The 25,609-nt window shown below is 61.1% G+C and carries 32 protein-coding genes; 19 read left to right on the top strand and 13 right to left on the bottom strand.

What is annotated here, in order from left to right; translation table 11 throughout:
• The first annotated feature begins 30 nt into the window (after positions 1-30).
• Positions 31-1,128, top strand: coding sequence for an IS630 family transposase (locus tag AC13CE_RS02350; protein WP_482971350.1), 1,098 nt, complete (start codon positions 31-33; stop codon positions 1,126-1,128).
• On the opposite strand, the gene AC13CE_RS02345 is transcribed toward AC13CE_RS02350, so the two are convergent.
• Entirely contained in the window at positions 1,117-1,755 is a 639-nt protein-coding gene (locus AC13CE_RS02345) for a hypothetical protein (RefSeq protein WP_482971349.1), read from the bottom strand. The genes AC13CE_RS02350 and AC13CE_RS02345 overlap by 12 nt on opposite strands.
• Positions 1,756-2,033: 278 nt before the next feature.
• The gene (locus AC13CE_RS02340; protein ID WP_482971348.1) at positions 2,034-2,879 is read right to left on the bottom strand and encodes an oxygenase MpaB family protein; all 846 of its coding nucleotides are present in this window, start codon (positions 2,877-2,879) and stop codon (positions 2,034-2,036) included.
• Positions 2,880-2,934: 55 nt separating this feature from the next.
• Here AC13CE_RS02340 and AC13CE_RS02335 point away from each other — a divergent pair, with 55 nt between their 5' ends.
• Together AC13CE_RS02335 and AC13CE_RS02330 are read left to right on the top strand one after the other, a co-directional pair.
• On the top strand, positions 2,935-3,927 hold the full coding sequence (locus AC13CE_RS02335; protein ID WP_482971347.1) for an AAA family ATPase: 993 nt from the start codon (positions 2,935-2,937) through the stop codon (positions 3,925-3,927).
• A 68-nt stretch (positions 3,928-3,995) separates the two neighbouring features.
• Entirely contained in the window at positions 3,996-6,182 is a 2,187-nt protein-coding gene (locus tag AC13CE_RS02330; protein WP_482971346.1) for a transglycosylase domain-containing protein, read from the top strand.
• On the opposite strand, the gene AC13CE_RS02325 is transcribed toward AC13CE_RS02330, so the two are convergent.
• The 10 genes from AC13CE_RS02325 to pyrE form a co-directional block, all read right to left on the bottom strand.
• A complete protein-coding gene (locus tag AC13CE_RS02325) occupies positions 6,179-6,592 on the bottom strand; it encodes a PaaI family thioesterase (protein ID WP_473821340.1) in 414 nt (137 codons plus the stop codon). The genes AC13CE_RS02330 and AC13CE_RS02325 overlap by 4 nt on opposite strands.
• Positions 6,585-7,043 (bottom strand): PaaI family thioesterase, encoded by a 459-nt coding sequence (locus tag AC13CE_RS02320; RefSeq protein WP_473821341.1) that lies wholly within the window; start codon positions 7,041-7,043, stop codon positions 6,585-6,587. The genes AC13CE_RS02325 and AC13CE_RS02320 overlap by 8 nt, the downstream gene beginning before the upstream one ends.
• A 115-nt stretch (positions 7,044-7,158) precedes the next feature.
• On the bottom strand, positions 7,159-7,311 hold the full coding sequence (locus AC13CE_RS02315; protein WP_221539843.1) for a hypothetical protein: 153 nt from the start codon (positions 7,309-7,311) through the stop codon (positions 7,159-7,161).
• Positions 7,311-7,799 carry a Holliday junction resolvase RuvX gene (gene ruvX, locus AC13CE_RS02310; protein ID WP_482971345.1) on the bottom strand — a complete coding sequence of 163 codons (489 nt, stop codon included), beginning with the start codon at positions 7,797-7,799 and terminating at the stop codon, positions 7,311-7,313. The genes AC13CE_RS02315 and ruvX overlap by 1 nt, the downstream gene beginning before the upstream one ends.
• Positions 7,778-9,016: a DUF3089 domain-containing protein gene (locus AC13CE_RS02305; protein WP_473821343.1), complete on the bottom strand. Its 1,239-nt coding sequence runs from the start codon at positions 9,014-9,016 to the stop codon at positions 7,778-7,780. Before AC13CE_RS02305 ends, ruvX begins: the two co-directional genes overlap by 22 nt.
• A 1-nt stretch (position 9,017) precedes the next feature.
• Positions 9,018-10,157: an AI-2E family transporter gene (locus AC13CE_RS02300; RefSeq protein WP_482971344.1), complete on the bottom strand. Its 1,140-nt coding sequence runs from the start codon at positions 10,155-10,157 to the stop codon at positions 9,018-9,020.
• The gene (gene lepB, locus AC13CE_RS02295; protein ID WP_473821345.1) at positions 10,154-11,035 is read right to left on the bottom strand and encodes a signal peptidase I; all 882 of its coding nucleotides are present in this window, start codon (positions 11,033-11,035) and stop codon (positions 10,154-10,156) included. Before lepB ends, AC13CE_RS02300 begins: the two co-directional genes overlap by 4 nt.
• A complete protein-coding gene (acpS, locus tag AC13CE_RS02290) occupies positions 11,032-11,433 on the bottom strand; it encodes a holo-ACP synthase (protein ID WP_473821346.1) in 402 nt (133 codons plus the stop codon). The genes lepB and acpS overlap by 4 nt, the downstream gene beginning before the upstream one ends.
• 163 nt (positions 11,434-11,596) lie before the next feature.
• Positions 11,597-12,337 (bottom strand): pyridoxine 5'-phosphate synthase, encoded by a 741-nt coding sequence (locus AC13CE_RS02285; protein WP_482971343.1) that lies wholly within the window; start codon positions 12,335-12,337, stop codon positions 11,597-11,599.
• A complete protein-coding gene (gene pyrE / locus AC13CE_RS02280) occupies positions 12,334-12,915 on the bottom strand; it encodes an orotate phosphoribosyltransferase (RefSeq protein ID WP_221539831.1) in 582 nt (193 codons plus the stop codon). The genes AC13CE_RS02285 and pyrE overlap by 4 nt, the downstream gene beginning before the upstream one ends.
• A 213-nt stretch (positions 12,916-13,128) precedes the next feature.
• Here pyrE and coxB point away from each other — a divergent pair, with 213 nt between their 5' ends.
• From coxB to AC13CE_RS02240, 8 genes are all read left to right on the top strand, one after another.
• Positions 13,129-14,184, top strand: coding sequence for a cytochrome c oxidase subunit II (gene coxB, locus AC13CE_RS02275; RefSeq protein WP_473822597.1), 1,056 nt, complete (start codon positions 13,129-13,131; stop codon positions 14,182-14,184).
• 39 nt (positions 14,185-14,223) lie between these two features.
• The gene (gene ctaD / locus AC13CE_RS02270; protein WP_482971342.1) at positions 14,224-15,939 is read left to right on the top strand and encodes a cytochrome c oxidase subunit I; all 1,716 of its coding nucleotides are present in this window, start codon (positions 14,224-14,226) and stop codon (positions 15,937-15,939) included.
• Positions 15,940-16,021: 82 nt separating this feature from the next.
• Positions 16,022-16,981: an alpha/beta fold hydrolase gene (locus AC13CE_RS02265; protein ID WP_482971341.1), complete on the top strand. Its 960-nt coding sequence runs from the start codon at positions 16,022-16,024 to the stop codon at positions 16,979-16,981.
• 31 nt (positions 16,982-17,012) lie between these two features.
• Positions 17,013-17,933 (top strand): heme o synthase, encoded by a 921-nt coding sequence (locus tag AC13CE_RS02260; RefSeq protein WP_482971340.1) that lies wholly within the window; start codon positions 17,013-17,015, stop codon positions 17,931-17,933.
• Between the two features lie 123 nt (positions 17,934-18,056).
• Positions 18,057-18,620, top strand: coding sequence for a cytochrome c oxidase assembly protein (locus AC13CE_RS02255; RefSeq protein ID WP_221539823.1), 564 nt, complete (start codon positions 18,057-18,059; stop codon positions 18,618-18,620).
• A 77-nt stretch (positions 18,621-18,697) separates the two neighbouring features.
• The gene (locus AC13CE_RS02250; protein ID WP_473820892.1) at positions 18,698-19,519 is read left to right on the top strand and encodes a cytochrome c oxidase subunit 3; all 822 of its coding nucleotides are present in this window, start codon (positions 18,698-18,700) and stop codon (positions 19,517-19,519) included.
• Complete coding sequence (locus AC13CE_RS02245; protein WP_482971339.1) at positions 19,519-19,908, top strand: DUF983 domain-containing protein; 390 nt, start codon at positions 19,519-19,521, stop codon at positions 19,906-19,908. The genes AC13CE_RS02250 and AC13CE_RS02245 overlap by 1 nt, the downstream gene beginning before the upstream one ends.
• Positions 19,908-20,483: an SURF1 family cytochrome oxidase biogenesis protein gene (locus AC13CE_RS02240; RefSeq protein ID WP_473820890.1), complete on the top strand. Its 576-nt coding sequence runs from the start codon at positions 19,908-19,910 to the stop codon at positions 20,481-20,483. Before AC13CE_RS02245 ends, AC13CE_RS02240 begins: the two co-directional genes overlap by 1 nt.
• A 1-nt stretch (position 20,484) precedes the next feature.
• On the opposite strand, the gene AC13CE_RS02235 is transcribed toward AC13CE_RS02240, so the two are convergent.
• Positions 20,485-20,964, bottom strand: a complete 480-nt coding sequence (locus tag AC13CE_RS02235; protein ID WP_482971338.1) for an SRPBCC family protein — start codon at positions 20,962-20,964, stop codon at positions 20,485-20,487.
• 49 nt (positions 20,965-21,013) lie between these two features.
• Between AC13CE_RS02235 and AC13CE_RS02230 the strand changes: the two genes are divergently transcribed.
• The 8 genes from AC13CE_RS02230 to AC13CE_RS02195 all read left to right on the top strand — a co-directional run bounded on the left by AC13CE_RS02230 (position 21,014) and on the right by AC13CE_RS02195 (position 25,588).
• Positions 21,014-21,391: an ArsR/SmtB family transcription factor gene (locus tag AC13CE_RS02230; RefSeq protein WP_482971337.1), complete on the top strand. Its 378-nt coding sequence runs from the start codon at positions 21,014-21,016 to the stop codon at positions 21,389-21,391.
• Positions 21,392-21,439: 48 nt separating this feature from the next.
• Positions 21,440-22,831 carry a threonine synthase gene (gene thrC / locus AC13CE_RS02225; protein ID WP_482971336.1) on the top strand — a complete coding sequence of 464 codons (1,392 nt, stop codon included), beginning with the start codon at positions 21,440-21,442 and terminating at the stop codon, positions 22,829-22,831.
• Positions 22,831-23,718, top strand: coding sequence for an RsmD family RNA methyltransferase (locus tag AC13CE_RS02220; RefSeq protein ID WP_482971335.1), 888 nt, complete (start codon positions 22,831-22,833; stop codon positions 23,716-23,718). The genes thrC and AC13CE_RS02220 overlap by 1 nt, the downstream gene beginning before the upstream one ends.
• Before the next feature lie 11 nt (positions 23,719-23,729).
• Positions 23,730-24,104, top strand: coding sequence for a dihydroneopterin aldolase (locus AC13CE_RS02215; RefSeq protein ID WP_221539809.1), 375 nt, complete (start codon positions 23,730-23,732; stop codon positions 24,102-24,104).
• The gene (locus tag AC13CE_RS02210; RefSeq protein WP_473820885.1) at positions 24,101-24,406 is read left to right on the top strand and encodes a Rossmann fold domain-containing protein; all 306 of its coding nucleotides are present in this window, start codon (positions 24,101-24,103) and stop codon (positions 24,404-24,406) included. The genes AC13CE_RS02215 and AC13CE_RS02210 overlap by 4 nt, the downstream gene beginning before the upstream one ends.
• Positions 24,403-24,645: a MoaD/ThiS family protein gene (locus AC13CE_RS02205; RefSeq protein WP_482971334.1), complete on the top strand. Its 243-nt coding sequence runs from the start codon at positions 24,403-24,405 to the stop codon at positions 24,643-24,645. Before AC13CE_RS02210 ends, AC13CE_RS02205 begins: the two co-directional genes overlap by 4 nt.
• Positions 24,638-25,105: a molybdenum cofactor biosynthesis protein MoaE gene (locus AC13CE_RS02200; protein ID WP_482971333.1), complete on the top strand. Its 468-nt coding sequence runs from the start codon at positions 24,638-24,640 to the stop codon at positions 25,103-25,105. Before AC13CE_RS02205 ends, AC13CE_RS02200 begins: the two co-directional genes overlap by 8 nt.
• Before the next feature lie 75 nt (positions 25,106-25,180).
• A complete protein-coding gene (locus AC13CE_RS02195) occupies positions 25,181-25,588 on the top strand; it encodes a hypothetical protein (protein WP_482971332.1) in 408 nt (135 codons plus the stop codon).
• Positions 25,589-25,609 lie beyond the last annotated feature (21 nt).

The raw sequence follows: 25,609 nt of genomic DNA, 5'->3' as shown, positions 1-25,609 counted from the left end.
ATTGATTCAGATCCATTGAGGAGATGAGCGATGGTAGGTCGGCTGGCGGATGCGGTGGTGATAACAGACGAGGAGCGCGATTTCCTCGAGACGCAGGTTAGGAGACACAAAACCCCTCGGTCGTTATCGGATCGGTGTCGGATGATCCTGCTGTGCGCAGAAGGCTCGCAAAGCAAGGAGGTGGCCGAGCGCCTTGGGGTCCACGAGCACACGGTCGGCAAATGGCGCCGCAGATTCGTGAAGGACCGGATCGAGGGGCTCACCGATGAGTACCGACCCGGCCGCCCGCGCACCGTCTCCGATGAGCAGGTGGCAAAGGTAGTCGAGCGCACGCTGAACACCACGCCTAAGGACGCGACCCACTGGTCGATCCGCTCCATGGCCGCCGAGACCGGACTTTCGCACACCACCATCCGCCGGATATGGGCGGCCTTTGGCCTGCAGCCGCACCGATCCGAGACGTTCAAGCTTTCCACCGATCCGCTGTTCGTCGACAAGGTGCAGGACATCGTTGGCCTCTACATGTCGCCCCCGAACCGGGCGGTGGTGCTGTGTGTCGACGAAAAGTCCCAGATCCAGGCGCTCGACCGTGAACAGCCGGTCCTGCCGATGGCGCCCGGCGTCCCCGAGCGGCGCACCCATACCTATGTTCGAAACGGCACGACCTCGCTGTTCGCGGCGCTCGACATTGCCACAGGAGCGGTGATCGGCAAATGCTACAAGCGCCACCGGGCAACCGAGTTTCTCGACTTCCTCAAGCAGATCGACGCCGCGATGCCCGAGGGACCGGACGTGCACCTCGTGATGGACAATTACGCCACGCACAAGACGCCAAGGATCAAGGCCTGGCTGGCGCGGCGGCCGCACTGGCATGTTCACTTCACGCCGACATCAGCTTCCTGGATCAACCAGGTAGAGCGTTGGTTCGCCGAACTCACTCGCAAGCAGTTGCAGCGCGGTGTCCATCGATCCACCGCCGAGCTCGAAGCCGATATCCTCGCCTTCATCGAAACGCACAACGAAAACCCCAAACCCTATCGCTGGACCAAATCCGCCGATGAGATACTCGCCTCGGTCAAACGCTTCTGTCAAAAAGCTATGAGCCGAACTTCAGATTCAGGTGACTAGATCTATTGCATTGTCCGGCGCTTCGGCAAATTTTACATCGCGGCCTAATTGACGCCGCGCGACACGTTTTTCACGCTCCGTCATGTATCGCACAACGTTGCCTTCGCCACCGGCAAAAGCCTGCAAATGCGTGACTTGAAGCGACGTGAGCGGAACAAGTTGGCCGAGAGTGGGGTCTTCACCGGAGATAACGGCATCGACAAAGCGCTCTGCAGTCTTCTTGCGGCTTGGCCAATCGGCGAACTGCATTCCGGCCTCGGTTGGCGCAAAATTCGCTTTGAGCGGATTCAAAGCCAAGGCGAACAATGAACCATCGTCTCGGAATCGAAGCTGCAAACTCACATCGCCTTCCGTCGAGGAGGCTCCGCCGCAATTCAAGTGGAATAGCGCCAAGTTTTCTTCGATCTCGCCCTGTTGGATCGGCTCGCAGTCGCCGAGCTTTTTCAACGCGTCGATCTCCGCATCGGTAGCGAGCCGATCAAACCCGATCGCATTCAGCTCGGCCTTTGAGCGAATGGCATCTACAATCGCAGCAGCATTCTTAACCGAAGGGTAGTCGGTTTCGCCCTGGGCATGCACCATCCCGGCACAGGGCAGCAATCCAAAAAGGAGCAAATACTTTTTCATTGATCACACTCCCGAACGCCACATCGATCGCGCCGAGAATGACATGATGGCTCAACGACCACAATGGCGTCGTTGCGGACATTCGCGCCTTTCCTACTCATCGCGTGCAGTGCCATCTTTCATCCATGGCCGTCGACACCATTCTCACTGGCTCGCAGAGCTTTATATGTGGCCTTACGCCGCAACAGTTTTTTCTTCCCCTGGACTGTGGTCCACGTGGTCCATGTCTCGAAAACGACGAAGGGCATTCCAACTTCGGCCACGGCCGAACGCGCCTCTCACCCCTGCCGAAATGCCCAGCGCAGGGTCTTGCCCATGCCCCATGTCGCAGCGCGGGCGGGGAGGGCGGTGAGGCCCGGGCGCTCGAGGCCGAGCATCGAGCGGGCGAAAGGCGGGAGCAGGGCGACTGCTTCTGCGCCGAGCATGGCTTGAACGGCGGGCGGGGCGCCCTGCGGTCTCTGACTGAGGACGAGATCGGCGATCTCGCGCGCTTCGGGGCTAGTCCTCAGGTCGGCGCGCAGCTCGCGGAAGATCGCCTCCGCCTCGCGCCGGTCTGTCGGCACCGGATCAGCCCCCAGTGCACGGGCGATAACTGCAAACTGGCGATAGTATTCGTCTTGTTCTCCGCCAGGCATATCGGGACGGACATGGCGCATATAGGCAGCGAGGAAGCTGGTTGCCTCGGCCACATGGACCCATGCGAGCACGCGCGGATCGGTGGCGGAGTAGGGGTTCCCGTCCGGGAGCGTGCCCCCGACAGCGGCATGGATGCGGTTGACCCGCTCGATTGCCGCCCTGGCGTCATCGCGGTGCCCGAAGCTCGTCACGGCGATGAAACGCGCCGTTCGCCGCAGCCGGCCATGCATGTCGCTGCGGAAATTGGAATGATCGAGCACGCCCTGCAGCGCGTGAGGGTGGAGCATCTGGAGCAGCAGCCCGCGAATGCCGCCGACCATCATCGCCACGATATCCGCGTGGACCATGCGGATCGGCGTGTCCTTTTCGAACAGAGCTTCCTCCGATGGAGGGACGGGCTGCTCGCCGCCTTCGACATCGTTGAACACGCCGCGGACCTTTTCGACCAGCCTCAGGCGCAGCTTTTCGGAAAGGGGAGTTTGCGGCATCGCCAGCCAATATAGGCTTGGCGCGCCGGAGATAAATCCCTACGTCGCCGGGGCGATGAATGACATGACCGACAAGAGCTTCGAACCTTCCGCCAAGACCGTGCTTCCCGCGCCCGACACCGAGGTGGACGTGCGCGAGACTTTCGGCATCGATATCGACTGGAAGGTCCCGGCCTTTTCGAAGCCGGACGAGCGCACGCCCGATCTCGACGAAGCCTATGTCTTCGATGCGGATACCACGCTCGCCATCCTCGCCGGCTTCGCGCACGATCGCCGCGTGATGGTGCAGGGCTATCACGGTACCGGCAAGTCGACCCATATCGAACAGGTCGCCGCGCGTCTCAACTGGCCGTGCATCCGCATCAACCTCGATGCGCATATTAGCCGTATCGACCTGGTCGGGCGCGATGCGATCGTCCTCAGGGACGGATTGCAGGTGACCGAGTTCCGCGAAGGCCTGCTGCCCTGGGCGCTGCAGCATCCGGTTGCGCTGGTGTTCGACGAATATGACGCGGGCCGCCCGGACGTGATGTTCGTGATCCAGCGCGTGCTCGAACAGCAGGGCAAGCTGACCCTGCTGGACCAGAACCGCGTGATCCGCCCAGATCCGAACTTCCGCCTCTTCGCGACGGCCAACACCGTCGGGCTCGGCGATACGAGCGGGCTTTATCACGGCACGCAGGCGATCAACCAGGGCCAGATGGACCGCTGGAACATCGTCACCGCGCTGAATTACCTGCCCGCCGAGACCGAGCAGAAGATCGTCGAGGCGAAGAATCCGGATATCGATCCCAAGATCCTCGCCGACATGATCAAGGTGGCCGACCTTTCGCGGCAGGGCTTCATCAATGGCGATATCTCCACCGTGATGAGCCCGCGAACGGTAATCACCTGGGCGCAGAACTATGCCATCTTCAAGGATGTCGGCTTCGCCTTCCGCCTGTCGTTTCTCAACAAATGCGACGAGGAAGAGCGCATGCTGGTGGCCGAATATTACCAGCGCGTATTCAGCGAAGACCTGCCCGAGAGCGTGGTTGGCAAGAGTTAAGGTTGCGGGGCCTATGCATGGCTGTGTTATTTGTGTAGCACAGTAAACCGATGGGCGTGATCGACTCCATGTTCCGACGCAGGAAGCCCGAACCGGAAATGTCCGGCCATCGCGGCTATTACTCGCTCAGCGACGACTGGGACGACGATGCGTGGGATGATCGACTCGATGCAGTTGACCATGCCGTGCTCGCCGAAGAGCGGAAGCGACAGAAATGGTGGCAGCGCGAACACTGGTTCGGGCGCCGCAAGCGCTGGTGGATCGTTCGCGGTCTGGCGGCAATGCTTGCGCTGTTCATGGTACTGGTGGCCTGGCTGGCGATTACCGCGCCGCTGAACAAGTCGCTCGAACCCATCGCGCCGCCGCAGATCACCTTGCTCGCGTCCGACGGTACGCCGATCGCGCGCAATGGCGCGGTGGTGGACGAGCCGGTCGATATCGATGCGCTGCCGCCGCATGTGGTCGAGGCTTTTCTCGCAATCGAGGACCGGCGGTTCTACGATCATTGGGGCGTCGACCCGCGCGGCATCGCCCGCGCGGCCTTCACCGGGACGGGTGGCGGCTCCACCATCACCCAGCAACTCGCCAAGTTCACCTTCCTGACGCCCGAACGCACGTTGACACGCAAGGCGCGCGAGGCGCTGATCGCCTTCTGGCTGGAAGCCTGGCTGACCAAGGACGAAATCCTCGAACGCTATCTGTCGAACGCCTATTTCGGCGACAACGTTTACGGCCTGCGCGCAGCGAGCCTCCATTATTTCTATCGCAAGCCGGAAAACCTGCTCCCAAACCAGGCGGCCATGCTGGCCGGGCTGTTGCAGGCCCCGAGCGCCTATGCGCCGACCCGGCATTACGAGCGGGCGGAGAAGCGCATGGAACTGGTCGTGCAATCGATGGTCGCGGCGGGATTCATCACCGAGGCGGAAGCGCGCAACATGCGATCGCCCGCGCTCGACGTAAGGCTCAAGAGCGACCTTCCGACGGGGACCTATTTTGCCGACTGGGCACTGCCTGAAGCGCGGCAAATGTCCGAAACGGGGTATTCGCGCCAGACGCTGACCACTACGCTCGATGCGCGGCTGCAGAATATCGCCCGCCGCGTGACGTCGAATGCGCCGCTGGGTGAAGCACAGGTGGCGCTGGTGGCGATGCGGCCCAATGGCGAGGTAGTCGCCATGATCGGGGGCAAGGATTACGAGAAATCGCCTTTCAACAGGGCGACGCAGGCAAAACGCCAGCCCGGATCCACCTTCAAGCTGTTCGTTTACCTCGCGGCGATGCGCGATGGGTGGAGCCCGGACGACCGGATCGCGAATACCAGGATCGAGCAGGGCGGTTACCGGCCCGAGAATTCCGGCGGACGCTATTCGGACAGCCTGACCCTTGAACAGGCCTTCGCTCAGTCGAGCAATGTCGCAGCAGTTCGCCTCTTCGGCGAGGTCGGTAGTGAAAAGGTGATCGAGACAGCGCGCGACCTTGGCGTGACCTCTCCATTGGCGAGCGGCGATCCAAGCATGGCTCTGGGCACTTCTACCATGAGCCTGCTCGAACTCACGGCCGCCTATGCCGCCGTGGCAGGCAATGCCTATCCGGTCGAGCCACGCGCTTTCCCGACGCCCGAGCGGGGATGGTTCGAGAACATGATCGATGGGCCGTCCAGATTCTCCGGCTCGACCAGCGAAAAGATGGACCGCCTGTTGCGTGCCGCGATTGACAGCGGGACCGGGACTGCGGCGCGCCTGTCTATGCCCGCTTTCGGCAAGACCGGTACCACGCAGGACAATCGCGACGCGGTGTTCGTTGGCTATGCGGGCGATCTGGTGGTCGGCGTTTGGATCGGTAATGATGACAATTCGCCTTTGAGGGGCGTATCGGGAGGGGGGTTACCAGCCCGCATATGGCGCGATTTCATGAGCAAGGCTCTGGGTGCTTCTACGGCTCCATCGCGCCCCACCCCGACAACCAGCCCCGATCCAGAAGGTCCTGTCGAACCACTCGACGTGCCGAATCTCGAAGATATTCCTCTTGGCGATGGCAATTCCCGCATCCGTATCCGCGACGGTGAGGCCGTCTTCAGTACCGAAGTCGACGGCATACCGATCGACATCCGGCTCGACGATCGGGGCATCGGAGTGGATGAACAGACGATCGAAGCCGCGCGCCGAAGGGCCGAGGAAAGACGCAGGGAAGAAGAAGAACGCTACGAGGAAGTCCGCGACCAGCTCGAGACCGAAGGGCGGATCGAGGGCAACTAGCCCTCGGTCTTGGCCATCAATACGTTCATGACTGCCGTAGCGATTGGGCGCGAACGGTCTTCCTGCCACGCCTCTACCGTCAGATTCGCACTGCGGCGCCCAAGCTTGGTAATCCGGCCTTTGGCAAAGCTGGTCTGCGATTTGCCTGCGGCGAGATATTGAACGGTGATGTTGATCGGCTTCAGCACGGCTTCGCGTTCGATGCGTGCCAGTTCGGCGCGCAAGGCGGCATAGCCCGCCGTTTCGAGCAGGCCGCCGGTGGCCCCGCCATGAAAATGTTCTGGCCGTCCTTCGACCGCTTCGATGAAATCTACACACATGATCGGCACGCCCTCTTCCCAATCGGCAAGCTTGATGCCGAGAGAACGCGCATAAGGCGTCAGCGCCTCGATATCGGGGTTGTCAGCCACCCGGAAGCTCCCGCTTCGGATCGCCGCCGATCTTCATGAAAACCGCTTGGATGTGGGCAACCGGATCATCCGCATCGCCATCATGCGCGAGTCCCCGGACGAAGGCAGCACTTCGCGTTATCCTGTAGCATTGCGATCGGCCGAATACCGCCGCACCTTCGCGGGCTGGGCGAACATAGTCGACGCGAAGATCGAGCGTGGCGATGGCTTCGAACTTGTCCATCGCCTTCCAGATTGCAAGACCGCTGGCCATGTCCATCAGGCTGAGGATAGGGCCGGAAGCAAGGACGTGCTGGCCTTCCTCGCCCAGCAGATCCTCTCGCCATGGCAGTTCGAGTTCGACCCAATCGTCGCCATGGTCGGAATACCGCATGCCGAGCCAGCCGGGATGCCCCCTGCTGGTAAGAAACGGAGTGGCCGTTTTCGGATCGAAGGCAGCTTGCTGGCTCATGTGCGATTGCGCGGATAGCCGCGAGCTCTCGCCGAAGCCAACCTTTTAATTCGCCCGGATTGGGACCGGTTCGGGTTGGTGCCCAAGGTGCCCGATATCACGCCGCAAGTTCGCGCTAAAGCAGGATCGCGATAGTCAGGATAAAGAGCAGTCCGACAAGGGCAATTCCAACCAGCCTTCCGATTGCATTGACCACTCCGCTGCGCCTGCGACCGGACAGCGCATCCAGCCTTTCGTCGAAATCCATCATTGTGCGACCCTTCCCCATCAAATTCCTCCTCCTGCAAGTGCGTCTATCGCACCTTGCAGGATGACCGCAGCGGCATGGCTGTCGATCTTCTCCGCCCGCTTCGCACGGCTCATGTCCAGGCCGATCATGGCGCCTTCGGCGCTCGAAGTGGACCAGCGTTCGTCCCATAGAAGTATCGGAAGTTCAAGCGCTTGGGATAAGTTTCTCGCATAGGCACGGCTTGCCTGCGCGCGGGGGCCCTCGCTGCCGTCCATATTGCGCGGCAGACCGATGACGATACCCTTTATGGAGCGTTCGGTAACGATCTCGCGCAGCTTGCCGCAATCCTTCGTGAACTTGCTGCGAGGAATGGTTTTGCCAGCGGTGGCATAGCGCCAACCCGCATCGCAGGTGGCGACCCCGATTGTCTTTGTGCCAAGGTCGAGTCCCAGCAGCGCCCCACCTTCAGGAAGGGCATCGCCATATTCCAGCGCACTATCGGTGATCACGCTTCCCGATCGGTCCATGCATTCACGCGCCGGAGCACGTCTTCCTGCAGGTTCTTCCAGAAGAGCGGAATATCGTAGACGTGATAGTTTCCGCCAGGAAGAACGCCGGGGCCCAGTTCGGGCGGATCGCCGATCAGCAGCAGGCCGCGTTCGTCACATCGGGCAGGGATGGCACCGGCAATGAGTTCGCCCGAACGAAGATCCTCGCTCGGTTTCAGCGTGCCCAGATTGGCGGAGGCAGGAGCCTGACCGCCGGTGCTTCCGGTCAGCGGATTGACACAGAGAATCGGTCCGTCACCGCGTGGACGACCGGTGAATCCAGGGGTGGCTTCATAGCGCCGCTTGATGAGATCGGCATCGCCATCATCGGTAAAGGCCGAATAGGCCAGGATGCATCCCGACTGGTCCGGCGAAGCGCAGGCCGGAAGGGGAAGGGCGGGCAGGTCATGTTCGATCGAGATGGGCCAGCCGATGGCATAGACTGCAATGATGCGGTCCGTAATTCCCCGCTTTTCTGCCGCTTCCATCAGAAGGCGCAGGATATGGACCGAGCCTTGACTGTGGCCGGCAAGGACGATGGGCTTGTCTGCGTTCACGCTGTCAAGAAAATAGTCGAACGCTTGCGCGACGTCGGCATAGGCCGCGTCGATAGCCATCTGCGCTTCTGGCCGGTCGGTCAGGAACGCGCCGGCTGCCGCCTGGCGGTATTTCGGGGCCCACAGCTCGTCGGCGCGGTTGAACGGACTGGCCAGTCCGCGCAGGAAGGTCCGCGCGCGGCTGTTGGTGGTCGCGTCGTCGAGCGTCGCATTCCATTCGGTGCCACCCGCCTTGAGGAAGCTCGTGGGAGGCACGAAGAACACTGCAAAACCGGGCACTTCGGCCGCATCTGCCGCTTCGCCCGGGCTTGAAGGTCCGGTATCGAGGCTGCCGGGCGCATCGAGACTGCGCTCCGCCGCCGGGCTGTCGGGCGAGGGAACTTCGTCTGCCGGGTCCGTTGCAGGCTGGGCGACCGCGGGCTGGTAGCGTGAGGGATCGTTAATGCCGAGACCGGGGCGCGAATACCACATCTCGGGATCTTCATAGGCATTGGCGGCAAGCGATTCCTGCTCCACGAACTCACCGCGTGGGACGAGAGCAATCTCCGTTGCTTCGCGCGACCATATCGACAGGGCGATGGCCCCGCCGATCACCAGCACGATGATCAGAGCAACAATGAATAGAAACTTGCGGGCCATGTCAGGCGGGCTCCGGTGCTTGGGCGGGTTCGACATCGCCCTTGCGGCGCGAGCTGCGCCGTTCGAGCGCGACCTTGATCATCGCAAGAAGCGGATCGGCAAGGGCGAGACCGAGGATGCCGAACAGAACGCCGAAGATGAGCTGTGCTGAAAGCACCAGCCCCGGCGCGAGATCGACAGTCTTCTTGGCAATCATCGGGACAAGGACGTATCCATCGAAATTCTGGACGAGGAAATAGACGAAGATCGTATAAAGTCCCATGTCGACACCGCCGGAAAAGCCCACAAGTACCATCAGCACGCCCGAAATGATCGCTCCGATATTCGGGATGAAGGCGAGAAGACCGGTCAGCAAACCTAGCAAGGCCGCCATTGGTACCGGCTCGATGCCGATCAGCATGCCACCGAAGGCTAGCATGATCCAAGTGAAGAAACCTTCGAAGGTCATGCCGACGAGACGACCCGCCATGAGGCGGCGCAGCGTATAGGCTTGGTGGCTCAGCGTATCGTAGAAAGCGCCGCGCTGCCCGGCGGGCACCATCCAGGCGACACCCCGCTCGTAAATCCGGGGGTCGATGGCGAAATAGATGCCGATGATGACGATCAGCGCCAGCGTGGTAACGCCTCCGAATATGCCGCCAATCGCCTTGGTGACCGTGCCTACGCCGCTGGCCAAATTGCCCGCAAGACGCTCGATGTCGTCTGGCCCGATGGCGAAGCCCTGTTCCTGCAGATAGGTAAACACCCTTGCCAGCTGCTCGTTGACGATGGCCGGAAACTGGGCAGCCTGCTGAGAGATCTGCGAACCGGCGAAATAGCCCAGCCAGACGAAGAAGGCGGTCACGAAAAGCAGGACGATGGCGACCCTCAGGCCTCTGCCGATGGGCAGGACCTTGGCAATCAGGCGAGCGCCGCCGTCGATCATGCAGGCGAACACCATCGCACCGAAGATGACCAGCAGGGATTGCGAGATATGTACCGTCAGCCAGAGAATCCCGAGGACGAGGCCCCAGACCAGCGCGCGACCGGCTTCGAAGCGCAGTTTGGGGTTGCCGATATAAGTCGGACTAGCTCCTGGATCGTCATGATAGGCGAGGTCGTTCCTGCTCGTGCGACCCCCATCCGACGTCGTATCTGTCATTCGGCACTTGCCTCTGCATCGATTGCCGGGCGCAGCGTGGTCCAAGCACGTCCTTCGCGCAAGCTTGTAAACCAGCTGATCGGGTTGAGCGTGGTCGTTCCGTCGAGCGAGAAGGTGATGAACTCCGCCCGGCCGCCGATATTTTCAAGTGGCACAGGACCGAGCAAGCCTCGCGACGAATTGAGTTCGCGGCTGTCGGAAGAATGATCGCGGTTGTCGCCCATCACGAAGACATGACCCTCGGGGATGGTCATCTCGGCGAAATTATCCAGCCCGCCGTTTACATGATCGATGATCAGGTAATTCGCCCCGTTGGGAAGCGTTTCGCGATAGACCGGCACGCGGCAGACCCGGTTTCCCGCCTCATCGGTGATGAGGAAGGAGGGGTCGTAGAAACCCATGCAATCCGAATTCGCATCAATCGGCAGGTCCAGTGGCGGCTCTGCTTCCTGCGGAACGGGTTCGCCGTTCAGGATGATCTGGCCGTTGAGCACTGCGATTCGGTCTCCCGGGCGACCGACCACGCGCTTGATGTAATCCTCGTCGCGTTCCGGGTGTACGGGAATGACGATGTCGCCATACTCGGGCGTCGATCCGGCCACACGCCAGTCGCCGCGTGGGGCGAGATGGAAACTGATCGAGGACCAATTCCAGCCATAGGGATATTTGCTCACCACCAGCCGGTCACCCACCAGCAGGTTGGGCAGCATCGATTCCGATGGGATGTAGAAGGGTTTGGCGATGAAGCTGTGAAAGGCGAATACCGCGAGCAGCATCAGTGCCAGACCGCGGATTTCCGCGATCCAGTCGACCTTCTTATCGTCTTCCTGCGTCTTTTTGTCGGTAGATTGGGTCACGTCGGCAGTGTCAGCGCTCATGCGGGGAAGGCCTCGATAATCACGAAGGCCTGTGCCCATGGATGGTCGTCGGTGAGGGTAAGATGAATGCGCGCCTCATGGCCGGATGGCATCATTTCGGCAAGCCTTTCCGCCGCCCCGCCGGTGAGCGCGAGCGTCGGCTTGCCCGAGGGCGCGTTCACCACTCCGATATCCTTGTGGAACACGCCGCGCGCAAAACCGGTGCCAATCGCCTTGGCGAAGGCCTCTTTCGCTGCCCAGCGCTTGGCGAAGGTGCCGACGCGGGTGAAGGGACGCTTCGCTGCCTTGGCCCGCTCGATGTCGGTGAAACAGCGCACTTCGAATTTTTCGCCCCACCGCTCGAGCGAATTGGCGATCCGGTCCATGTTTGTCAGGTCGTTGCCCATGCCGATGATCACGATATTCTCTCCGCTCCGGGGAGGGATATCGCCGGGGAAAGTCCGGTGGTGGGGGGGACTGGCCACCAGTACAGGACCTTTCCGCGAGTCCCCTCCGCAAGCCGATGCTGCCGCATCGTCTGCCACCTCCCCGTGTCTGGGAGGATCGGAAACCCGCTGCCCATCACCGTGCTTCGTCCATCAGCTCGCGCATGTGGCGCACGGCCTGCTCCAGCCCTACAAACACTGCTTCGCCGACGAGATAATGCCCGATGTTGAGTTCTGCCAATTGCGGGATTGCGGCGATGGGTTGGACGTTCTCGTAAGTAAGGCCGTGGCCTGCGTGCGGTTCGATCCCGTTCTTCGCGGCGAGCGCTGACATATCGGCGATACGCTTCAGTTCGCGCGCCGTCCTCTCGCTGTCGCCATCGAGGTGAGCGTGGGCGTATTCGCCCGTGTGGAATTCTACTACCTGCACGCCCAGCCGCAGTGCCGCTTCGAGCTGGCGTTCGTCCGCCTCGATAAACAGGGACACGCGAATGCCATTGTCGCGCAGTTTCCCCACGATCGGCGCGAGCGTGTTGTGCTGGCCCGCAGCATCAAGCCCGCCTTCTGTCGTCCGCTCCTCGCGCTTTTCGGGAACGATGCAGGCGGCATGGGGGCTATGGCGCAGCGCGATCTGGAGCATTTCCTCGGTAGCCGCCATTTCGAGGTTGAGTGGAAGGTCTGTCGCTTCCTGTATTCGCTTCAAATCAGCATCGCGGATATGCCGCCGGTCTTCGCGCAGATGGGCTGTAATGCCGTCACCACCGACGCGTGCTACGATTTCTGCTGCACGCACCGGATCGGGATGGTCGCCGCCGCGCGCATTGCGGATGGTGGCGACGTGATCGATATTTACGCCGAGACGGAGGGGGCGGATCAAGCTTTCCTGCTCCCGGGCTTGGTGATTTCGATAGCGGCCAATGCCTCGGGCACCTCGTCATCGGCATAGGTCGGGAAATTGATGTCGATAAGCGGGTAGAAGGGTACCCCGAGATCGGCCTCGCCATTGCTGCGATCGACCAAGGCTACTTCGGCAATGACTTCGCCGCCCTCGCGGCTCACTGCGTCGATGGCCTCGCGGCTGGAGAGGCCGGTAGTCACCACATCTTCCACCATCAGAACTTTCGCGCCCGCTTCCAGACGGAAACCGCGGCGCAGGTGGAATTCGCCCTCAGGCCGTTCCAGGAACATGGCATCCTTGCCCAGGGCGCGCCCCATTTCCTGGCCGATAATGATTCCGCCCATCGCAGGGCTGATTACCACGTCGATCCGGCTGCGGATATCGCGGGGGATCTTCTGCGTCAGCGCGAAGGCCAGCCTTCCGGCCCGCTCGGGGTTCATGAGAACCCGGGCGCACTGCAGATAATGGCCGCTATGGCGTCCGCTCGAGAGCAGGAAATGGCCTTCGAGCAGTGCCTCGCTCGCGCGGAATTCGGAAAGGATTTCATCTTCGGTCATGATGGGGGCAGCCAAAGCGACTTGTGCACGATTGCGCAAGAGGCAAAGGGCCTTGCACATTTTTATCCGCGTCCCGCTTGAGGCTGGCGGAAACCCTGCCTATAGGGCGCAACGCAATCGGGCCTCGCTTGAGGGACGGATTCCCGCGCGCAAGTGGGATCCGCGGGCGACGCATACCCGAAATACGACACGACACGGAAGAGTGCCAAAGTAATGAAAACTCTCGGATTTCACCGGATCGTAGCCAGCCTTGCGATGGCGCTCATGCTGGTATTCGGCGCAAATATCGCGCTGGCCCAGGACGCCGCGGAAGAAGCCGCGACCGAACAACTCGAATCCGTAGATCCGGCCGAAGCGGCGGATGTAGCGAATCCCGAGGCGGTTTCGGAAGGCAGCGGCGCTTACACGCCGATGGCGCCGACAGAAGGCAAGGGCATGCCGGTAGATGCGGGCTGGGATATCCAGCCGCAATATTCCGAGACGGGCCATTTTGCCTATGGCCTGCACTTCGGCCTCATCTGGGTGATGGTGGCAATCTGTGCCTTTGTCCTGTTGTTGATGCTCTACACCATCTTCCGCTTCCGCAAGAAAGCTAACCCGGTTCCTTCTAAGACGAGCCACAATACGCTGATCGAAGTCGTGTGGACCGTTGTCCCCGCGCTCATTCTGCTTGCTATCGCGATCCCTTCGATCACGCTGATTGCCAAGCAGTACGAATCCCCGCCTAAGGATGCGATCACGATCAAGGCGATCGGTTACCAGTGGTACTGGGGATATGCCTATCCCGATAATGGCGATTTCGAAATCGTCTCGAACATGCTCGACAAGGAAGAGGCTCTGGCGCGCGGAGAGCCGCACCAGCTGGCAGTTGACAATCGCATGGTCGTGCCGGTCGGCGTTCCGATCCGTTTGCAGGTTACTGCGGCCGACGTGATCCACTCTTTCGCCGTACCCAGCCTCTGGTTCAAGATGGACGCCGTTCCAGGTCGTCTGAACGAGAAGATTTTCCAGGTTGACGAACCGGGCGTCTATTACGGCCAGTGTTCCGAACTATGCGGCGCGCGCCACGGCTATATGCCGATCGCCGTCGAGGCTCTGCCTATGGACCAGTATAATGCATGGGTGCTGGCGCAGGGCGGCACCATTGCCGGGGCGGAAGAGGAGGGCGTGGAAGCCGATCCTGCCGCCGTGCCCGCGCAAGAGCCGGAAAGTTCCGAACCGTCTGCTCCGGGAGCAGGTGCACCGCCGGTCGAAGACGCGACCAACTGATAAGACCGACGACGATTTCCTACGCGAGAGACTAGCATCATGGCTACCACCGCCGATAACTTCCAGGCCCATACCGACCACGCGCACGATCATGCCGACCACAAACCCGGCTTCTTCGCGCGCTGGTTCATGTCCACCAACCACAAGGACATCGGTACGCTTTACCTGATCTTCGCGATCATCGCCGGTATCGTCGGTGGTGCGATCTCGGGTATCATGCGGGCAGAGCTTGCAGAGCCGGGTATCCAGTACCTGCAGTTCTGGGCCGAATTCATGGGCGGCACCGCCGATTTCGACACGTCGCTGCATATGTGGAACGTGTTCATCACCGCCCACGGCCTGATCATGGTCTTCTTCATGGTCATGCCCGCGATGATCGGCGGCTTCGGCAACTGGTTCGTGCCCCTTATGATCGGCGCGCCGGACATGGCCTTCCCGCGCATGAACAACATTTCGTTCTGGCTGACCGTCGCCGGTTTTGCCTCGCTGATGTTCTCGCTCTTCGTGCCTGGCGGCACGGGACCGGGCGCGGGCACCGGCTGGACGGTCTACGCACCGCTTTCTACCAGCGGTTCGGCCGGTCCGGCAGTCGACTTCGCGATCTTCTCCTTGCACCTTGCCGGTGCAGGTTCGATCCTGGGCGCGACCAACTTCATCACCACCATCTTCAACATGCGCGCGCCGGGTATGACCCTGCACAAGATGCCGCTGTTCGTATGGTCGGTACTGGTCACTGCCTTCCTGCTGCTGCTTGCACTTCCGGTGTTGGCCGCAGCCATTACCATGCTGCTGACCGATCGTAACTTCGGCACGACCTTCTTCGATCCCGCTGGCGGCGGTGACCCGATCCTGTACCAGCACCTGTTCTGGTTCTTCGGTCACCCCGAAGTCTACATCATGATCCTGCCGGGCTTCGGCATGATCAGCCAGATCGTGGCGACCTTCAGCCGCAAGCCGGTGTTCGGCTATCTCGGCATGGCCTATGCCATGGTCGCTATCGGCGTGGTCGGCTTCATCGTCTGGGCGCACCACATGTATACCGTGGGCCTCGACGTGAACACGAAGATGTACTTCACGGCTGCCACCATGGTCATCGCGGTACCGACCGGTGTGAAAATCTTCAGCTGGATCGCCACCATGTGGGGCGGATCGATCGAGTTCAAGTCACCCATGGTCTGGGCGCTGGGCTTCATCTTCCTCTTCACCGTGGGCGGCGTGACGGGTGTCTATCTCGCCAATGGCGGCGTGGACGACGTGGTACATGACACCTACTTTGTGGTTGCGCACTTCCACTACGTCCTGTCGATGGGTGCGGTGTTCTCGCTGTTCGCGGGCTTCTACTACTGGTTCCCGAAGATGAGCGGAAAGATGCACTCCGAACTGCTCAGCCACATTCACTTCTGGCTGTTCTTCATCGGCGTGAACGTGATCTTCTTCCCGCAGCATTTCCTTGGCTGGCAGGGCATGCCGCGCCGCTATCCCGACTATGCCGACGCGTACCAGTACTGGAACGAGATCAGCACAATCGGCTACATGATCATGGCGTTCTCGATGGTGTTCTTCTTCATCAACATCATTTACGCTTTCGTGGCCGGGAAGAAGGCGGAAGACAACTACTGGGGCGAAGGTGCGACCACGCTCGAGTGGAGCCTGTCGAGCCCGCCGCCGTTCCACCAGTTCAGCGAACTGCCGGTGATCGAGGAACACCACGATTATCACGACCATATCGGCGACCCGAAGCCTGCCAAGGCCTGAGCGTCACCGCCACTGGACAAGTGAGAGCGGCCGGCCCCATGAAGGGCCGTCCGTTTTCTTTTTGTACGGATTGAGGAACATCATGGCCGAATTGCGGAACATTGACGTCGGAGAACTGAGCCTTCGCTGTGCCATCGAGGGGGAGGGCCCGCTAGTCATCCTCGTCCACGGCTTTCCCGAAAGTTGGTATAGCTGGCGTCACCAACTGGCCCCGCTCGCGGAAGCAGGCTTCACCGCCTGCGCAATCGACGTGCGCGGATATGGCGGTTCGGACAAACCGCATCCGGTCGAAGCATACTCGATGGAGCGTATCGTCGGCGATCTCGTGGGGCTCAAGATGGCTCTACAGCCTGACCAGCCGGCGATCCTCGTCGGTCATGACTGGGGTGCGCCGATCGTCTGGAACACGGCATTGACCCATCCGGAACATTTCAAAGCTGTGGCAGGCCTCTCAGTCCCCTTCGCAGGTGTGCCCCAGCGGCCTTTCACCGAAGTCTTTCGCGAACACTTCACCAGCAAGGACATGTTCTTCTACCAGGAATATTTCCAGGAACCGGGCATTGCCGAAGCCGAGGCGGAAAAAGACCCGCGCGACTGGGTGGCGCGAATGATGTATTCGATCAGCGGCGATGTGCCGCCGGGCGATTACTGGACGAAGCCGCTAGGTGCGACCTTCCTCGAAGGACTGCCGGACCCGCAGCCCGTACCGTGGCTTACAAAGGAAGACCTCGACTTCTACGAAGGTGAATTCAGCCGGTCGGGTTTTCGCGGCCCGCTCAACCGCTATCGTAACCACGAGCGCGACTATGAATGGCTACAGGCTTGGAAAGGCAAGCGGATCGAGCAGCCTGCACTGTTCATTGGTGGAACGCGCGATCCCGCAACCTATCTCTTCGGAGCTGTGACGGATCCCGTAGCGCTGATGAAGATGTTCGCTCCGAAGGTAGAGGGGCATATTCTGGATAGTGTGGGCCACTGGACGCAGCAGGAACGGCCCGAGGCAGTCAATCGCTTGCTGATTGACTGGATTAAGCGGGTCTGACCGCCTATAGGCGCTGCCACAAGCGAATCCCATGACCGACGCCGTCTCAACTACCCAGCTCCCTGCGGACTGGCGCGACTTTTTCGCGCTGACCAAGCCGCGCGTGATGAGCCTCGTCATCTTCACCGGCCTGTGCGGTCTGCTCGCTGCGCCGGGAAGCATCCATCCGATCATAGGGTTTACCGCCATCCTGTGTATCGCCCTGGGTGCGGGCGGGGCGGCCGCGCTCAATCAATGGTGGGAAGCGGATATCGATGCGGGGATGAAGCGCACATCGAAGCGTCCCCTGCCCGCAGGCCGGATGCATCGTACCGATGCGCGCGACTTTGGCGTCCTAATTTCTGCCGCATCGGTCGTAATCATGGGGTTGGGGGTCAACTGGCTGGCTTCCGCCATCCTCGCGCTCAGCATTATCTATTACGCGGTCGTCTACACAATCTGGCTGAAGCCGCGCACGCCGCAGAATATCGTAATCGGTGGCGGTGCAGGTGCGTTTCCCCCGATGATCGGCTGGATCGCGGTAACCGGCGACATCACGCTGATGCCGGTTCTGTTGTTCGCTATCATCTTTTTCTGGACCCCGCCGCATTTCTGGGCGCTCGCGCTGTTCGTGCAGAGCGATTACGCCAAGGTTGGTATCCCGATGATGCCGGTGGTCAAGGGCGAGAAGTCGACCCGCCGCCAGATACTCGCCTATTGCATCGTGCTGGTTCCCATCGCCGCCGCACCCTGGCTGATCGGCGGGACCGGTGCATTTTACGGTGTGACCGCGATCCTGCTGTCGCTGGTCTTCCTGCTGATGAGCTTGCCCGTGGCATTCCGCACGGCGGAGGAAGGTGACAAGATGGGCCTCGAAAAGCGGCTGTTCGCCTTCAGCGTCTTCTACCTGTTCGCCTTGTTTGGTGCGCTGGTGATCGATCGTGTCGCAGCTCAATATGGAGTATTCGGATGACCCCCGAAGAAGAGAAGGAATATCGCCGGCGTCAGAAGAGCCGCAACCTCGTACTCGGCGGCATCCTGCTGTTTATGGCAATCCTGTTCTACGCTATCACCATTGTGAGAATGTGAGGCAGACATGACTACCGCGACGCTCGAATCCCGCAAGAACCGGACTGCGCTGCTCGCGCTGACGGCGGCTGCGGGGATGCTGGGCCTCGGATATGCGGCGGTGCCGCTCTACCAGCTCTTTTGTCAGGTAACCGGCTTCGGTGGCACGACCCAGCGCGCTACTGAAAGCGAAGCGGCGATTGCCGAGCGGCTGGGGCAGGCCGCAGGCGGCCAGCAGATATCCATCCGGTTCGACGGAACGGTCGCGCCGGGCCTAGGCTGGTCGTTCAGGCCCGAGCAGGTGACGGACACGGTCACCATCGGGCAGCGTGACATGGCCATCTACCTCGCCAAGAACAATTCGGACCGCCCGATTACCGGGACCGCGACCTTCAACGTCGAGCCTGAACAGGCCGGCGCCTATTTCAACAAGGTCCAGTGCTTCTGCTTTACCGAGCAGACACTCCAGCCAGGGCAGGAAGTGCGCATGCCGGTGCTCTACTTCGTCGATCCCAAGGCGCTGGACGATCCGAACATGGAAGGCGTGGAGCAGATCACCCTTTCCTACACTTTCCACGAGGCGAAGGATTAAGCGCGCCTAGCCCCTAGACCCGCGGGCGATCGCGCATTAAGGGCTTCACGCAAAGCGAAACCCAGGATACGAATACAATGGCTGGTAACGTCAATCACGAATATCACATTCTCGAACCCGACATCTGGCCCTTTGTCGGTTCGCTGTCTGCACTGACCTTCACCAGCGGCATGGTGCTTTACATGCACGAATTGCCGTCCGCGCATCTCGTGCTTGGCCTCGGCATTGCCGGCCTGATCGCGACCTTCTTCAGCTGGTTTTCCAACATAGTGAAGGAGGCCGAGCGCGGCGACCATACGCCTGTCGTCCAACTGCACATGCGTTACGGTATGATCCTGTTCATCGCTTCGGAAGTGATGTTCTTCGTCGGCTGGTTCTGGAGCTGGTTCGATTTCGCATTGTTTCCAAGCGAGATTTCCGAAGTGATCGGGGGGACATTCCCGCCAGCGGCGATCGAATACGTTATCGATCCTTTCAGCCTTCCCTTGCTTAACACCTTGATTCTGCTCTGTTCGGGCACGACCGTAACCTGGGCGCACCACTCGCTGATTCACGGCGATCGTGAAGGTCTCAAGAGGGGACTCTGGCTCACCATCCTTCTCGGAGTGCTGTTTACCTCCATCCAGGTTTACGAATACGCCGTCGCACCCTTCGAATTCGGCGGAAACACCTATAGTTCCGCTTTCTACATGGCGACTGGTTTCCACGGCTTCCACGTGCTGATCGGTACGATCTTCCTGATCGTCTGCCTCATCCGCACCTACAAGGGCCACTTCACACCGCGCCAGCACTTCGGCTTCGAAGCCGCTGCTTGGTACTGGCACTTCGTCGACGTGGTATGGCTGTTCCTCTTCGCTGTCGTCTATGTATGGGGCGGCTGGGGCGCCGCGACCCACTGATGACATCCGGTTCGCCGGAACCGTACAAGGGGCAGCCCGGCATTGGCCAGGCTGCCCTTTTCGGTTTGTGCCCGCGCTGCGGCGAGAAGACCATGTTCGACGGCGTGCTGGCGTTCTCCGATAAATGCTCGAATTGCGAACTCGACTATTCGCGCTTCAACGTGGGTGATGGACCCGTTGCACTGGTTACGCTGGTGGTGGGGACGATTACCGTGGGCCTGGCGATCTGGTTCCAGCTCTCGGTCGAACCGCCCTGGTGGGTGCATGCTTTGCTCTGGATACCGCTGACTTTTGCACTGGTCATCGGCTTACTACGGGTGACCAAGGCGGGACTGCTGGCCAGTGAATACGGCAATGACGCGCGCGAGGCAGGGAGCCGAAAGCTGTGATGCGTATTCCGCTCCTTTCAACGATTATCGTGGCTGCGGCAATCGCGACCATGGTGGCTCTGGGTTTCTGGCAGCTTGCAAGAATGGACGAGAAAGAAGCGATGCTGGCCCGCTTTGCCTCGGCGCAGGATCTCGCGAGTCCGGTCGAATTTCCGCGAAGTACTCAAGAAATCGAAGGCACACTTTACAGGCGCAGCAACCTTGTTTGCGAAGAAGTTCTTTCGCAGCGAACCACCCCTGGACGGAATCTCACGGGACAGAGCGGCGTGGCGCAGATGGCGCGATGCAGGCTCGCAGGGGGCGGGGAAGCCGAGGTTGCCTTCGGCTGGAGCGCACGGCCACAGGTCGTCGAGTGGAGTGGTGGGCCCGTCGAGGGTATCGTTGGGCCGGCAGGGCAGGAAGCCCGGCTCGTCGCATCTCCGCCGCAAGCCGGGCTGGAACCGCTCTCACCCCCCGATCCTGCGGACATTCCCAATAACCATCTCGCCTATGCGGGACAGTGGTTCTTCTTCGCCCTCACTGCGCTGGTAATCTATGTGCTCGCCCTGCGGCGCAGGCGGCGGCCGGGCGAGTGACCTATTTGTAAAACCCTTCGCGCAAGTTGATGCCGTGCTCCAGCCAGGCTTTCATCGCGATCAGCATCCCGGTCCAGCCTTCGCAGTTGTTGTAGGAACTGCGCCGCCCGCCGGGCGTGTCCCGCCAGCCTTCCTCGGCGATTTCCACCAGCGTGCGCCCGTTTTCGATGGGCTTGAACATTATGGTGACGGTGGTCTTGTAGCCCGCCTCCCGCATTTTCGTGCCAATCTCGCCGCTTTCGCCTTCGCTTGCGTCCCATTCCAGAACGATCTTCTCGTTCGGAACGACCTCGATCACCTCGACCGGGAAGGCGCCGGGAAAATCGTGAAAATCCCATGTCACCGTGGCACCCGGCTCTATCCTGCCCTCGGCGCCGCCGGTCGTGAAATATCGGGATAGCTTTTCCGGATCGGCGACCGCTTCGAACACTTCTGCCACCGGCTTAGCGATCCGCCCCGACACTCTGAAATTCACCTGCATACTTCATACTCCACTTGAGTCGCGGCCAATTATGTTATAAAAATCTAACATGTCAAACGAAGATGAACTCGATCATGTTTTCAAGGCGCTGGCTAACCGGGTGCGGCGGGAAATCTGCGATGCGCTGAAATTGCGGCCGCTCACCACCAAGCAACTGTGCACCTGCTTCCCGGCACTGGACCGCACAACGGTGATGATGCACCTGCGCGTGCTGGAAGAGGCCGGGCTGGTGGTGCCGGTGCGCAAGGGGCGCGAACGGTTCAATCACCTCGACGCCATGCCGATCCAGGCGATTCACGAACGCTGGATCGGGCCGCACGCGGCTGCTGCTGCTGCCGGCCTCCATCGCCTCAAGCTTGGGCTGGAAGCGGGCGAGGAAGGCGCCGGGAAACAGGCCGAAAAGAAGCAAGGCCACGACCGGGCCTAGCCGGTGTTGCTTGCGAGGCGCGCGGGGCGCGGCTAGTCGCTCGGTTCGATGGAATACGTCTCAACACGCGGCAGCGCACCGGCGCTCGATTTCGAAGGCGTCACTCTCGCCGGGCTGGCCAACGACGGTGGGCTTTACCTGCCGCGCGAATGGCCTCGTTTCTCGCAGGAGGAGATCGCCGCACTGGCAGGCCTTTCCTATCCGGCGTTGGCGGCGCGGATCATGCAGCCTTTCGTGGGCGACTGCCTGACGCCCGAACGTCTGCGCAGGCTGACCGCCAAGGCCTATGACCGCTTCTCGCACAAGGCGGTGACACCGTTAGTGCAATTGGACGAACACCATTGGGTGCTCGAGCTTTTTCATGGCCCAACGCTGGCCTTCAAGGACGTGGCATTGCAGATGCTCGGCCTGCTGTTCGAGGAATTCCTCAGCGGCAAGGATGACTGCCTGACGATTGTTGGCGCGACCAGCGGAGATACGGGCAGTGCAGCGATCGATGCGGTGGCGGGGCTCGAGAATGTCGAAATCTTCATGCTCCACCCGAAGGGCCGGGTGAGCGATGTCCAGCGCCGCCAGATGACGACGGTGCGCGCACCCAATGTTCACAACATCGCCATCGAGGGCAGCTTCGATGACGCTCAGGCGATGGTAAAGCGCATCTTTGCCGACAGTGATGTGACTGCCAAGCTTCGCATCGGCGCAGTCAATTCGATCAACTGGGCGCGACTGATGGCGCAGGTCGTCTATTACTTCGCAGCTTCGCTTCAGCTGGGCGGGCCACATCGTAAGCTGGCATTCAGCGTCCCGACGGGTAATTTCGGCGATGTCTTCGCCGGTCATGTTGCGGCGCGAATGGGTCTGCCAATCGAGCGATTGATCGTCGCCACCAACGTCAACGATATCCTCCACCGTGCGCTCAGCCAGGGGGATTATTCGGCCGGTACGGTCACGCCCACTGCCGCGCCCAGCATGGACATTCAGGTAAGCTCGAACTTCGAGCGGCTGTTGTTCGATGTCGGCGGGCGCGACGGGGCGGCCATGGCGCAGCAGATGCGCGGCTTCGACACGCAAAAGGCAATGCGTCTAACCAACGCTCAGCGTGAAGGCGCGGCAACGCTTTTTACCAGCACCCGCGCGGATGAGACCGAGACGTCTCAGGCCATGCGCTGGGCCTATGAGGAATGCGGTCAGTTGCTCGACCCGCACACCGCGATCGGTATCCACGCCGCGCGGCAGGCGGATGTGGATCCTTCAGTTCCGGTCGTTACTTTGGCCACCGCGCATCCGGCGAAATTCCCCGACGCGGTCGAGCGGGCCACCGGTATCCGCCCCGGCCTTCCTGCCCGTACGGGCGATCTCTTCGCTCGCGAAGAGAGCTATGTCGAGCTGCCCGGTACATATGAGGCCGTGCGCGATCATATCCTCGAGAACGCCGCTTGATGGCCGAATTCTTGCACAAACCGGTGCTGATGGTCGGCGAGGGTTGGGACGGCTATAGGCTTCTCGATAGCGGTCACGGACGCAAGTTCGAGGCTTATGGCGAGTATCGCTTCATCCGCCCCGAGCCACAGGCAATGTGGTCGCCGCGTCTCGACGAGTGGGATGCGCATGGCGAATTCGTCCCCGGCAGCGACGAGGACGGCGGCGGGCGCTGGCAATTCTTTCGCGATGTGCCGCGTGACGGCTGGGAACTCGGCTGGGGTGACGAAGCGCGCTTTACTGCACAATGCACACCCTTCCGCCATCTCGGCTTCTTTCCGGATATGGCCCCGGTGTGGACATGGATGGGGGACCAATTGGACGGCCGCACCGATGCCGAAACGATGAATCTCTTCGGCTATACAGGTGTGGGTAGCCAGGCCCTGTCCCGTTTCGGCCGTGTCACCCACGTCGATGCGAGCAAGAAGTCCGTCGCGCAGGCCCGCGAAAATGCAGCATTGGCGGGGCTGGAGGATCGTCCGATCCGCTGGCTGGTCGAAGACGCGATGAAATACACTGCGCGCGAAGTTCGCCGCGGACGCCGGTATGATGGCATCATACTCGATCCGCCCAAATTCGGTCGCGGTCCGGACGGGGAAGTCTGGCGGCTCGAGCAGGGCCTGCCCGATCTCGTTTCCGATTGCCGCCAGCTGCTCGATGACGAAAGCAGCTTCCTGTTTTTAACCGTCTATGCCGTGCGCATGAGCAGCCTTGCGCTGGGTGGTCTGCTGGAAGAGATGTTCGCGGAACTTCCCGGCACAGTCGAACATGGCGATCTGGCGGTGCAGGAAGAGGGCGGACGCCTGCTGCCGACAGCAATTTTCGCGCGCTGGTCCAATCCGCGCTAAAGCCCCGTCGCATGAACGATTCGCTTATCCTCGAAGTCGCCGATTTCGAACACGACGTGCTCACCGGAATCTACTCGGAGGAGACAGGTAAGCCGCAGCCTTTGCGCTTCACGATCCAGGCACGGATGAAACCGCTGCGGCATTATCACGCGGACACTTCGCTCGATGATTCGAAGAATTACATGGATCTCAAGTTCGCAGCTTCAGGCGCGCTACCCGAGGGTGTGCATTTCAAACTGATAGAGGCGGTAGCCGATCATATCTGCGAAACGCTGTTTTTGCAGGACCGGCGCGTCGAGGCGGTGACGGTGAAGATCGTCAAGCTGGCCATCGCCGAGGCTGGAGAGAAGATCGGCATCACGCTCCACCGCGAGCGGCGTGAATGAAGCGGATCGAAGTCGAAGGCCTGCCGGACGAACCCCTTGCCGCTGCAGGGCTGTTCCACCAGAACTGGCTTGATCCCATCGAACGTGCACTCGGCGCGGGGCAGGACGTGATGGTGGCGTTGGAACCTGCGGACCATACTCATGGCGAATGGCGGAAGGCCGTGGCCGCTATGCTGGCCCGCAAGCACACGCCGCAACGTGTGAATCTCGTCGCGGGCACGGGCGGATCTCTGGCGGCGATCGAGGACTATCTCTCCACTGCGCCGGGCATCACCGGACAATATCTTCAGGCTGCTTCGTGAGCGTCACCATCCTTTTCCTGGGCCCGCTGCGCGATATTGCGGGTGAGCAATCGCGTGAGGTGGACGGTCCGCTCGATTGGGCAGGGTTGCGAGAAGCGGTCGGGCCAGAAGTTGCGGCACAGCTGGATGAGGATCGCGTCAATCTCGCCTGCAAGGGCCGCGTGCTCGCCGACAAGCGCGCGCTGAAAGCCAAAGACGGCGACGAGGTGGCTTTGCTGCCCCCGGTGAGCGGTGGCTAGGCTCGCGCTTTCCAGTCCGCTCGACGTGCGATTGCTCGATAAGGGGCTATCGGTCGGGGAGGCGCTCGCCGCGTTCAACGCAGCGCATGACGAGGCAGGTGGGATCGTCTCATTCCTTGGCAAGGTTCGCCCCGGTGACGGTGTCCGCGCCCTCGAACTCTCGCACTACGAACCCTTGACCCTCCGGGGAATGGAAGAACTGGCCAAGGCAGCAAGTGTACGTTTCGATCTCGAAGGTGCTCTTGTCTGGCACAGGGTCGGCGTAATGAGCCCGGGCGAAACAATCGTACTGGTCGCAACTGCCGCCCATCACCGACGCAGCGCCTTCGATGCGGCCGACTATCTGATGGATCATCTCAAATCCGCTGCGTGGTTCTGGAAGCGCGAACGGCGTGTCGGTGGCTGGCACTGGATCGAGCCGCGCGCACAGGACCGGATCGACCTCGCCCGCTGGAAATAAATTAGGCCGTTTGATCTCGATCAAGGAAAACGGCCCGCCAAAGAGGCAATCCATCTCCAACGAAGGAGATCGGAAATGTCCAAGCACCTCACTCGCGAACTCGTTGCCGAGCAGGCTATCATAGTTGACGCGCCGAAGCCGCGGCATGAAGTCGATCGCACTTTCGAACTGCCAAAGGGTCTCTATGCCGCGACCGTGGCGCTTTATCTCGGCTTCCTGATCGTCATGGCGGCGGGCTTGTCAACGCCGGGCCTCATCATTCCGATGGCGATCTTCACGGTCTTCATCGTCGCGGGCTTCGGTGTCCCGGCCATCTGGACGCGCTTGGCTCCGGAGACCGCGTCAAAGCAAATGACCTTCTCGAGGCTTCGACGCGATGGCATCGCCACGCTGACGGGCCGATTGCACGCGCGGGACGCCAGCGTGCAATGCTCATACTACCGATCATCATCTTCTGCTGGGGCGTGGCAACGGTCTCTATAGCGTCCCTAGTCCGTTAGATCG

The sequence above is a fragment of the Qipengyuania sp. B-5 genome (assembly GCF_056857815.1).
This window is presented reverse-complemented; position numbering and strand designations above follow the sequence as displayed.

What these genes read in the sequence shown, in the direction of transcription:
- AC13CE_RS02350 (WP_482971350.1), top strand. Translation starts at nt 31, where the DNA reads ATGGTAGGTCGGCTGGCGGATGCGGTGGTGATAACAGACGAGGAGCGC.
- AC13CE_RS02345 (WP_482971349.1), bottom strand. Translation starts at nt 1,755, where the DNA reads ATGAAAAAGTATTTGCTCCTTTTTGGATTGCTGCCCTGTGCCGGGATG.
- AC13CE_RS02340 (WP_482971348.1), bottom strand. Translation starts at nt 2,879, where the DNA reads ATGCCGCAAACTCCCCTTTCCGAAAAGCTGCGCCTGAGGCTGGTCGAA.
- AC13CE_RS02335 (WP_482971347.1), top strand. Translation starts at nt 2,935, where the DNA reads ATGAATGACATGACCGACAAGAGCTTCGAACCTTCCGCCAAGACCGTG.
- AC13CE_RS02330 (WP_482971346.1), top strand. Translation starts at nt 3,996, where the DNA reads ATGTTCCGACGCAGGAAGCCCGAACCGGAAATGTCCGGCCATCGCGGC.
- AC13CE_RS02320 (WP_473821341.1), bottom strand. Translation starts at nt 7,043, where the DNA reads ATGAGCCAGCAAGCTGCCTTCGATCCGAAAACGGCCACTCCGTTTCTT.
- AC13CE_RS02315 (WP_221539843.1), bottom strand. Translation starts at nt 7,311, where the DNA reads ATGGGGAAGGGTCGCACAATGATGGATTTCGACGAAAGGCTGGATGCG.
- ruvX (WP_482971345.1), bottom strand. Translation starts at nt 7,799, where the DNA reads ATGGACCGATCGGGAAGCGTGATCACCGATAGTGCGCTGGAATATGGC.
- AC13CE_RS02305 (WP_473821343.1), bottom strand. Translation starts at nt 9,016, where the DNA reads ATGGCCCGCAAGTTTCTATTCATTGTTGCTCTGATCATCGTGCTGGTG.
- AC13CE_RS02300 (WP_482971344.1), bottom strand. Translation starts at nt 10,157, where the DNA reads ATGACAGATACGACGTCGGATGGGGGTCGCACGAGCAGGAACGACCTC.
- lepB (WP_473821345.1), bottom strand. Translation starts at nt 11,035, where the DNA reads ATGAGCGCTGACACTGCCGACGTGACCCAATCTACCGACAAAAAGACG.
- pyrE (WP_221539831.1), bottom strand. Translation starts at nt 12,915, where the DNA reads ATGACCGAAGATGAAATCCTTTCCGAATTCCGCGCGAGCGAGGCACTG.
- coxB (WP_473822597.1), top strand. Translation starts at nt 13,129, where the DNA reads ATGAAAACTCTCGGATTTCACCGGATCGTAGCCAGCCTTGCGATGGCG.
- ctaD (WP_482971342.1), top strand. Translation starts at nt 14,224, where the DNA reads ATGGCTACCACCGCCGATAACTTCCAGGCCCATACCGACCACGCGCAC.
- AC13CE_RS02265 (WP_482971341.1), top strand. Translation starts at nt 16,022, where the DNA reads ATGGCCGAATTGCGGAACATTGACGTCGGAGAACTGAGCCTTCGCTGT.
- AC13CE_RS02260 (WP_482971340.1), top strand. Translation starts at nt 17,013, where the DNA reads ATGACCGACGCCGTCTCAACTACCCAGCTCCCTGCGGACTGGCGCGAC.
- AC13CE_RS02255 (WP_221539823.1), top strand. Translation starts at nt 18,057, where the DNA reads ATGACTACCGCGACGCTCGAATCCCGCAAGAACCGGACTGCGCTGCTC.
- AC13CE_RS02250 (WP_473820892.1), top strand. Translation starts at nt 18,698, where the DNA reads ATGGCTGGTAACGTCAATCACGAATATCACATTCTCGAACCCGACATC.
- AC13CE_RS02245 (WP_482971339.1), top strand. Translation starts at nt 19,519, where the DNA reads ATGACATCCGGTTCGCCGGAACCGTACAAGGGGCAGCCCGGCATTGGC.
- AC13CE_RS02240 (WP_473820890.1), top strand. Translation starts at nt 19,908, where the DNA reads ATGCGTATTCCGCTCCTTTCAACGATTATCGTGGCTGCGGCAATCGCG.
- AC13CE_RS02235 (WP_482971338.1), bottom strand. Translation starts at nt 20,964, where the DNA reads ATGCAGGTGAATTTCAGAGTGTCGGGGCGGATCGCTAAGCCGGTGGCA.
- AC13CE_RS02230 (WP_482971337.1), top strand. Translation starts at nt 21,014, where the DNA reads ATGTCAAACGAAGATGAACTCGATCATGTTTTCAAGGCGCTGGCTAAC.
- thrC (WP_482971336.1), top strand. Translation starts at nt 21,440, where the DNA reads ATGGAATACGTCTCAACACGCGGCAGCGCACCGGCGCTCGATTTCGAA.
- AC13CE_RS02220 (WP_482971335.1), top strand. Translation starts at nt 22,831, where the DNA reads ATGGCCGAATTCTTGCACAAACCGGTGCTGATGGTCGGCGAGGGTTGG.
- AC13CE_RS02215 (WP_221539809.1), top strand. Translation starts at nt 23,730, where the DNA reads ATGAACGATTCGCTTATCCTCGAAGTCGCCGATTTCGAACACGACGTG.
- AC13CE_RS02210 (WP_473820885.1), top strand. Translation starts at nt 24,101, where the DNA reads ATGAAGCGGATCGAAGTCGAAGGCCTGCCGGACGAACCCCTTGCCGCT.
- AC13CE_RS02195 (WP_482971332.1), top strand. Translation starts at nt 25,181, where the DNA reads ATGTCCAAGCACCTCACTCGCGAACTCGTTGCCGAGCAGGCTATCATA.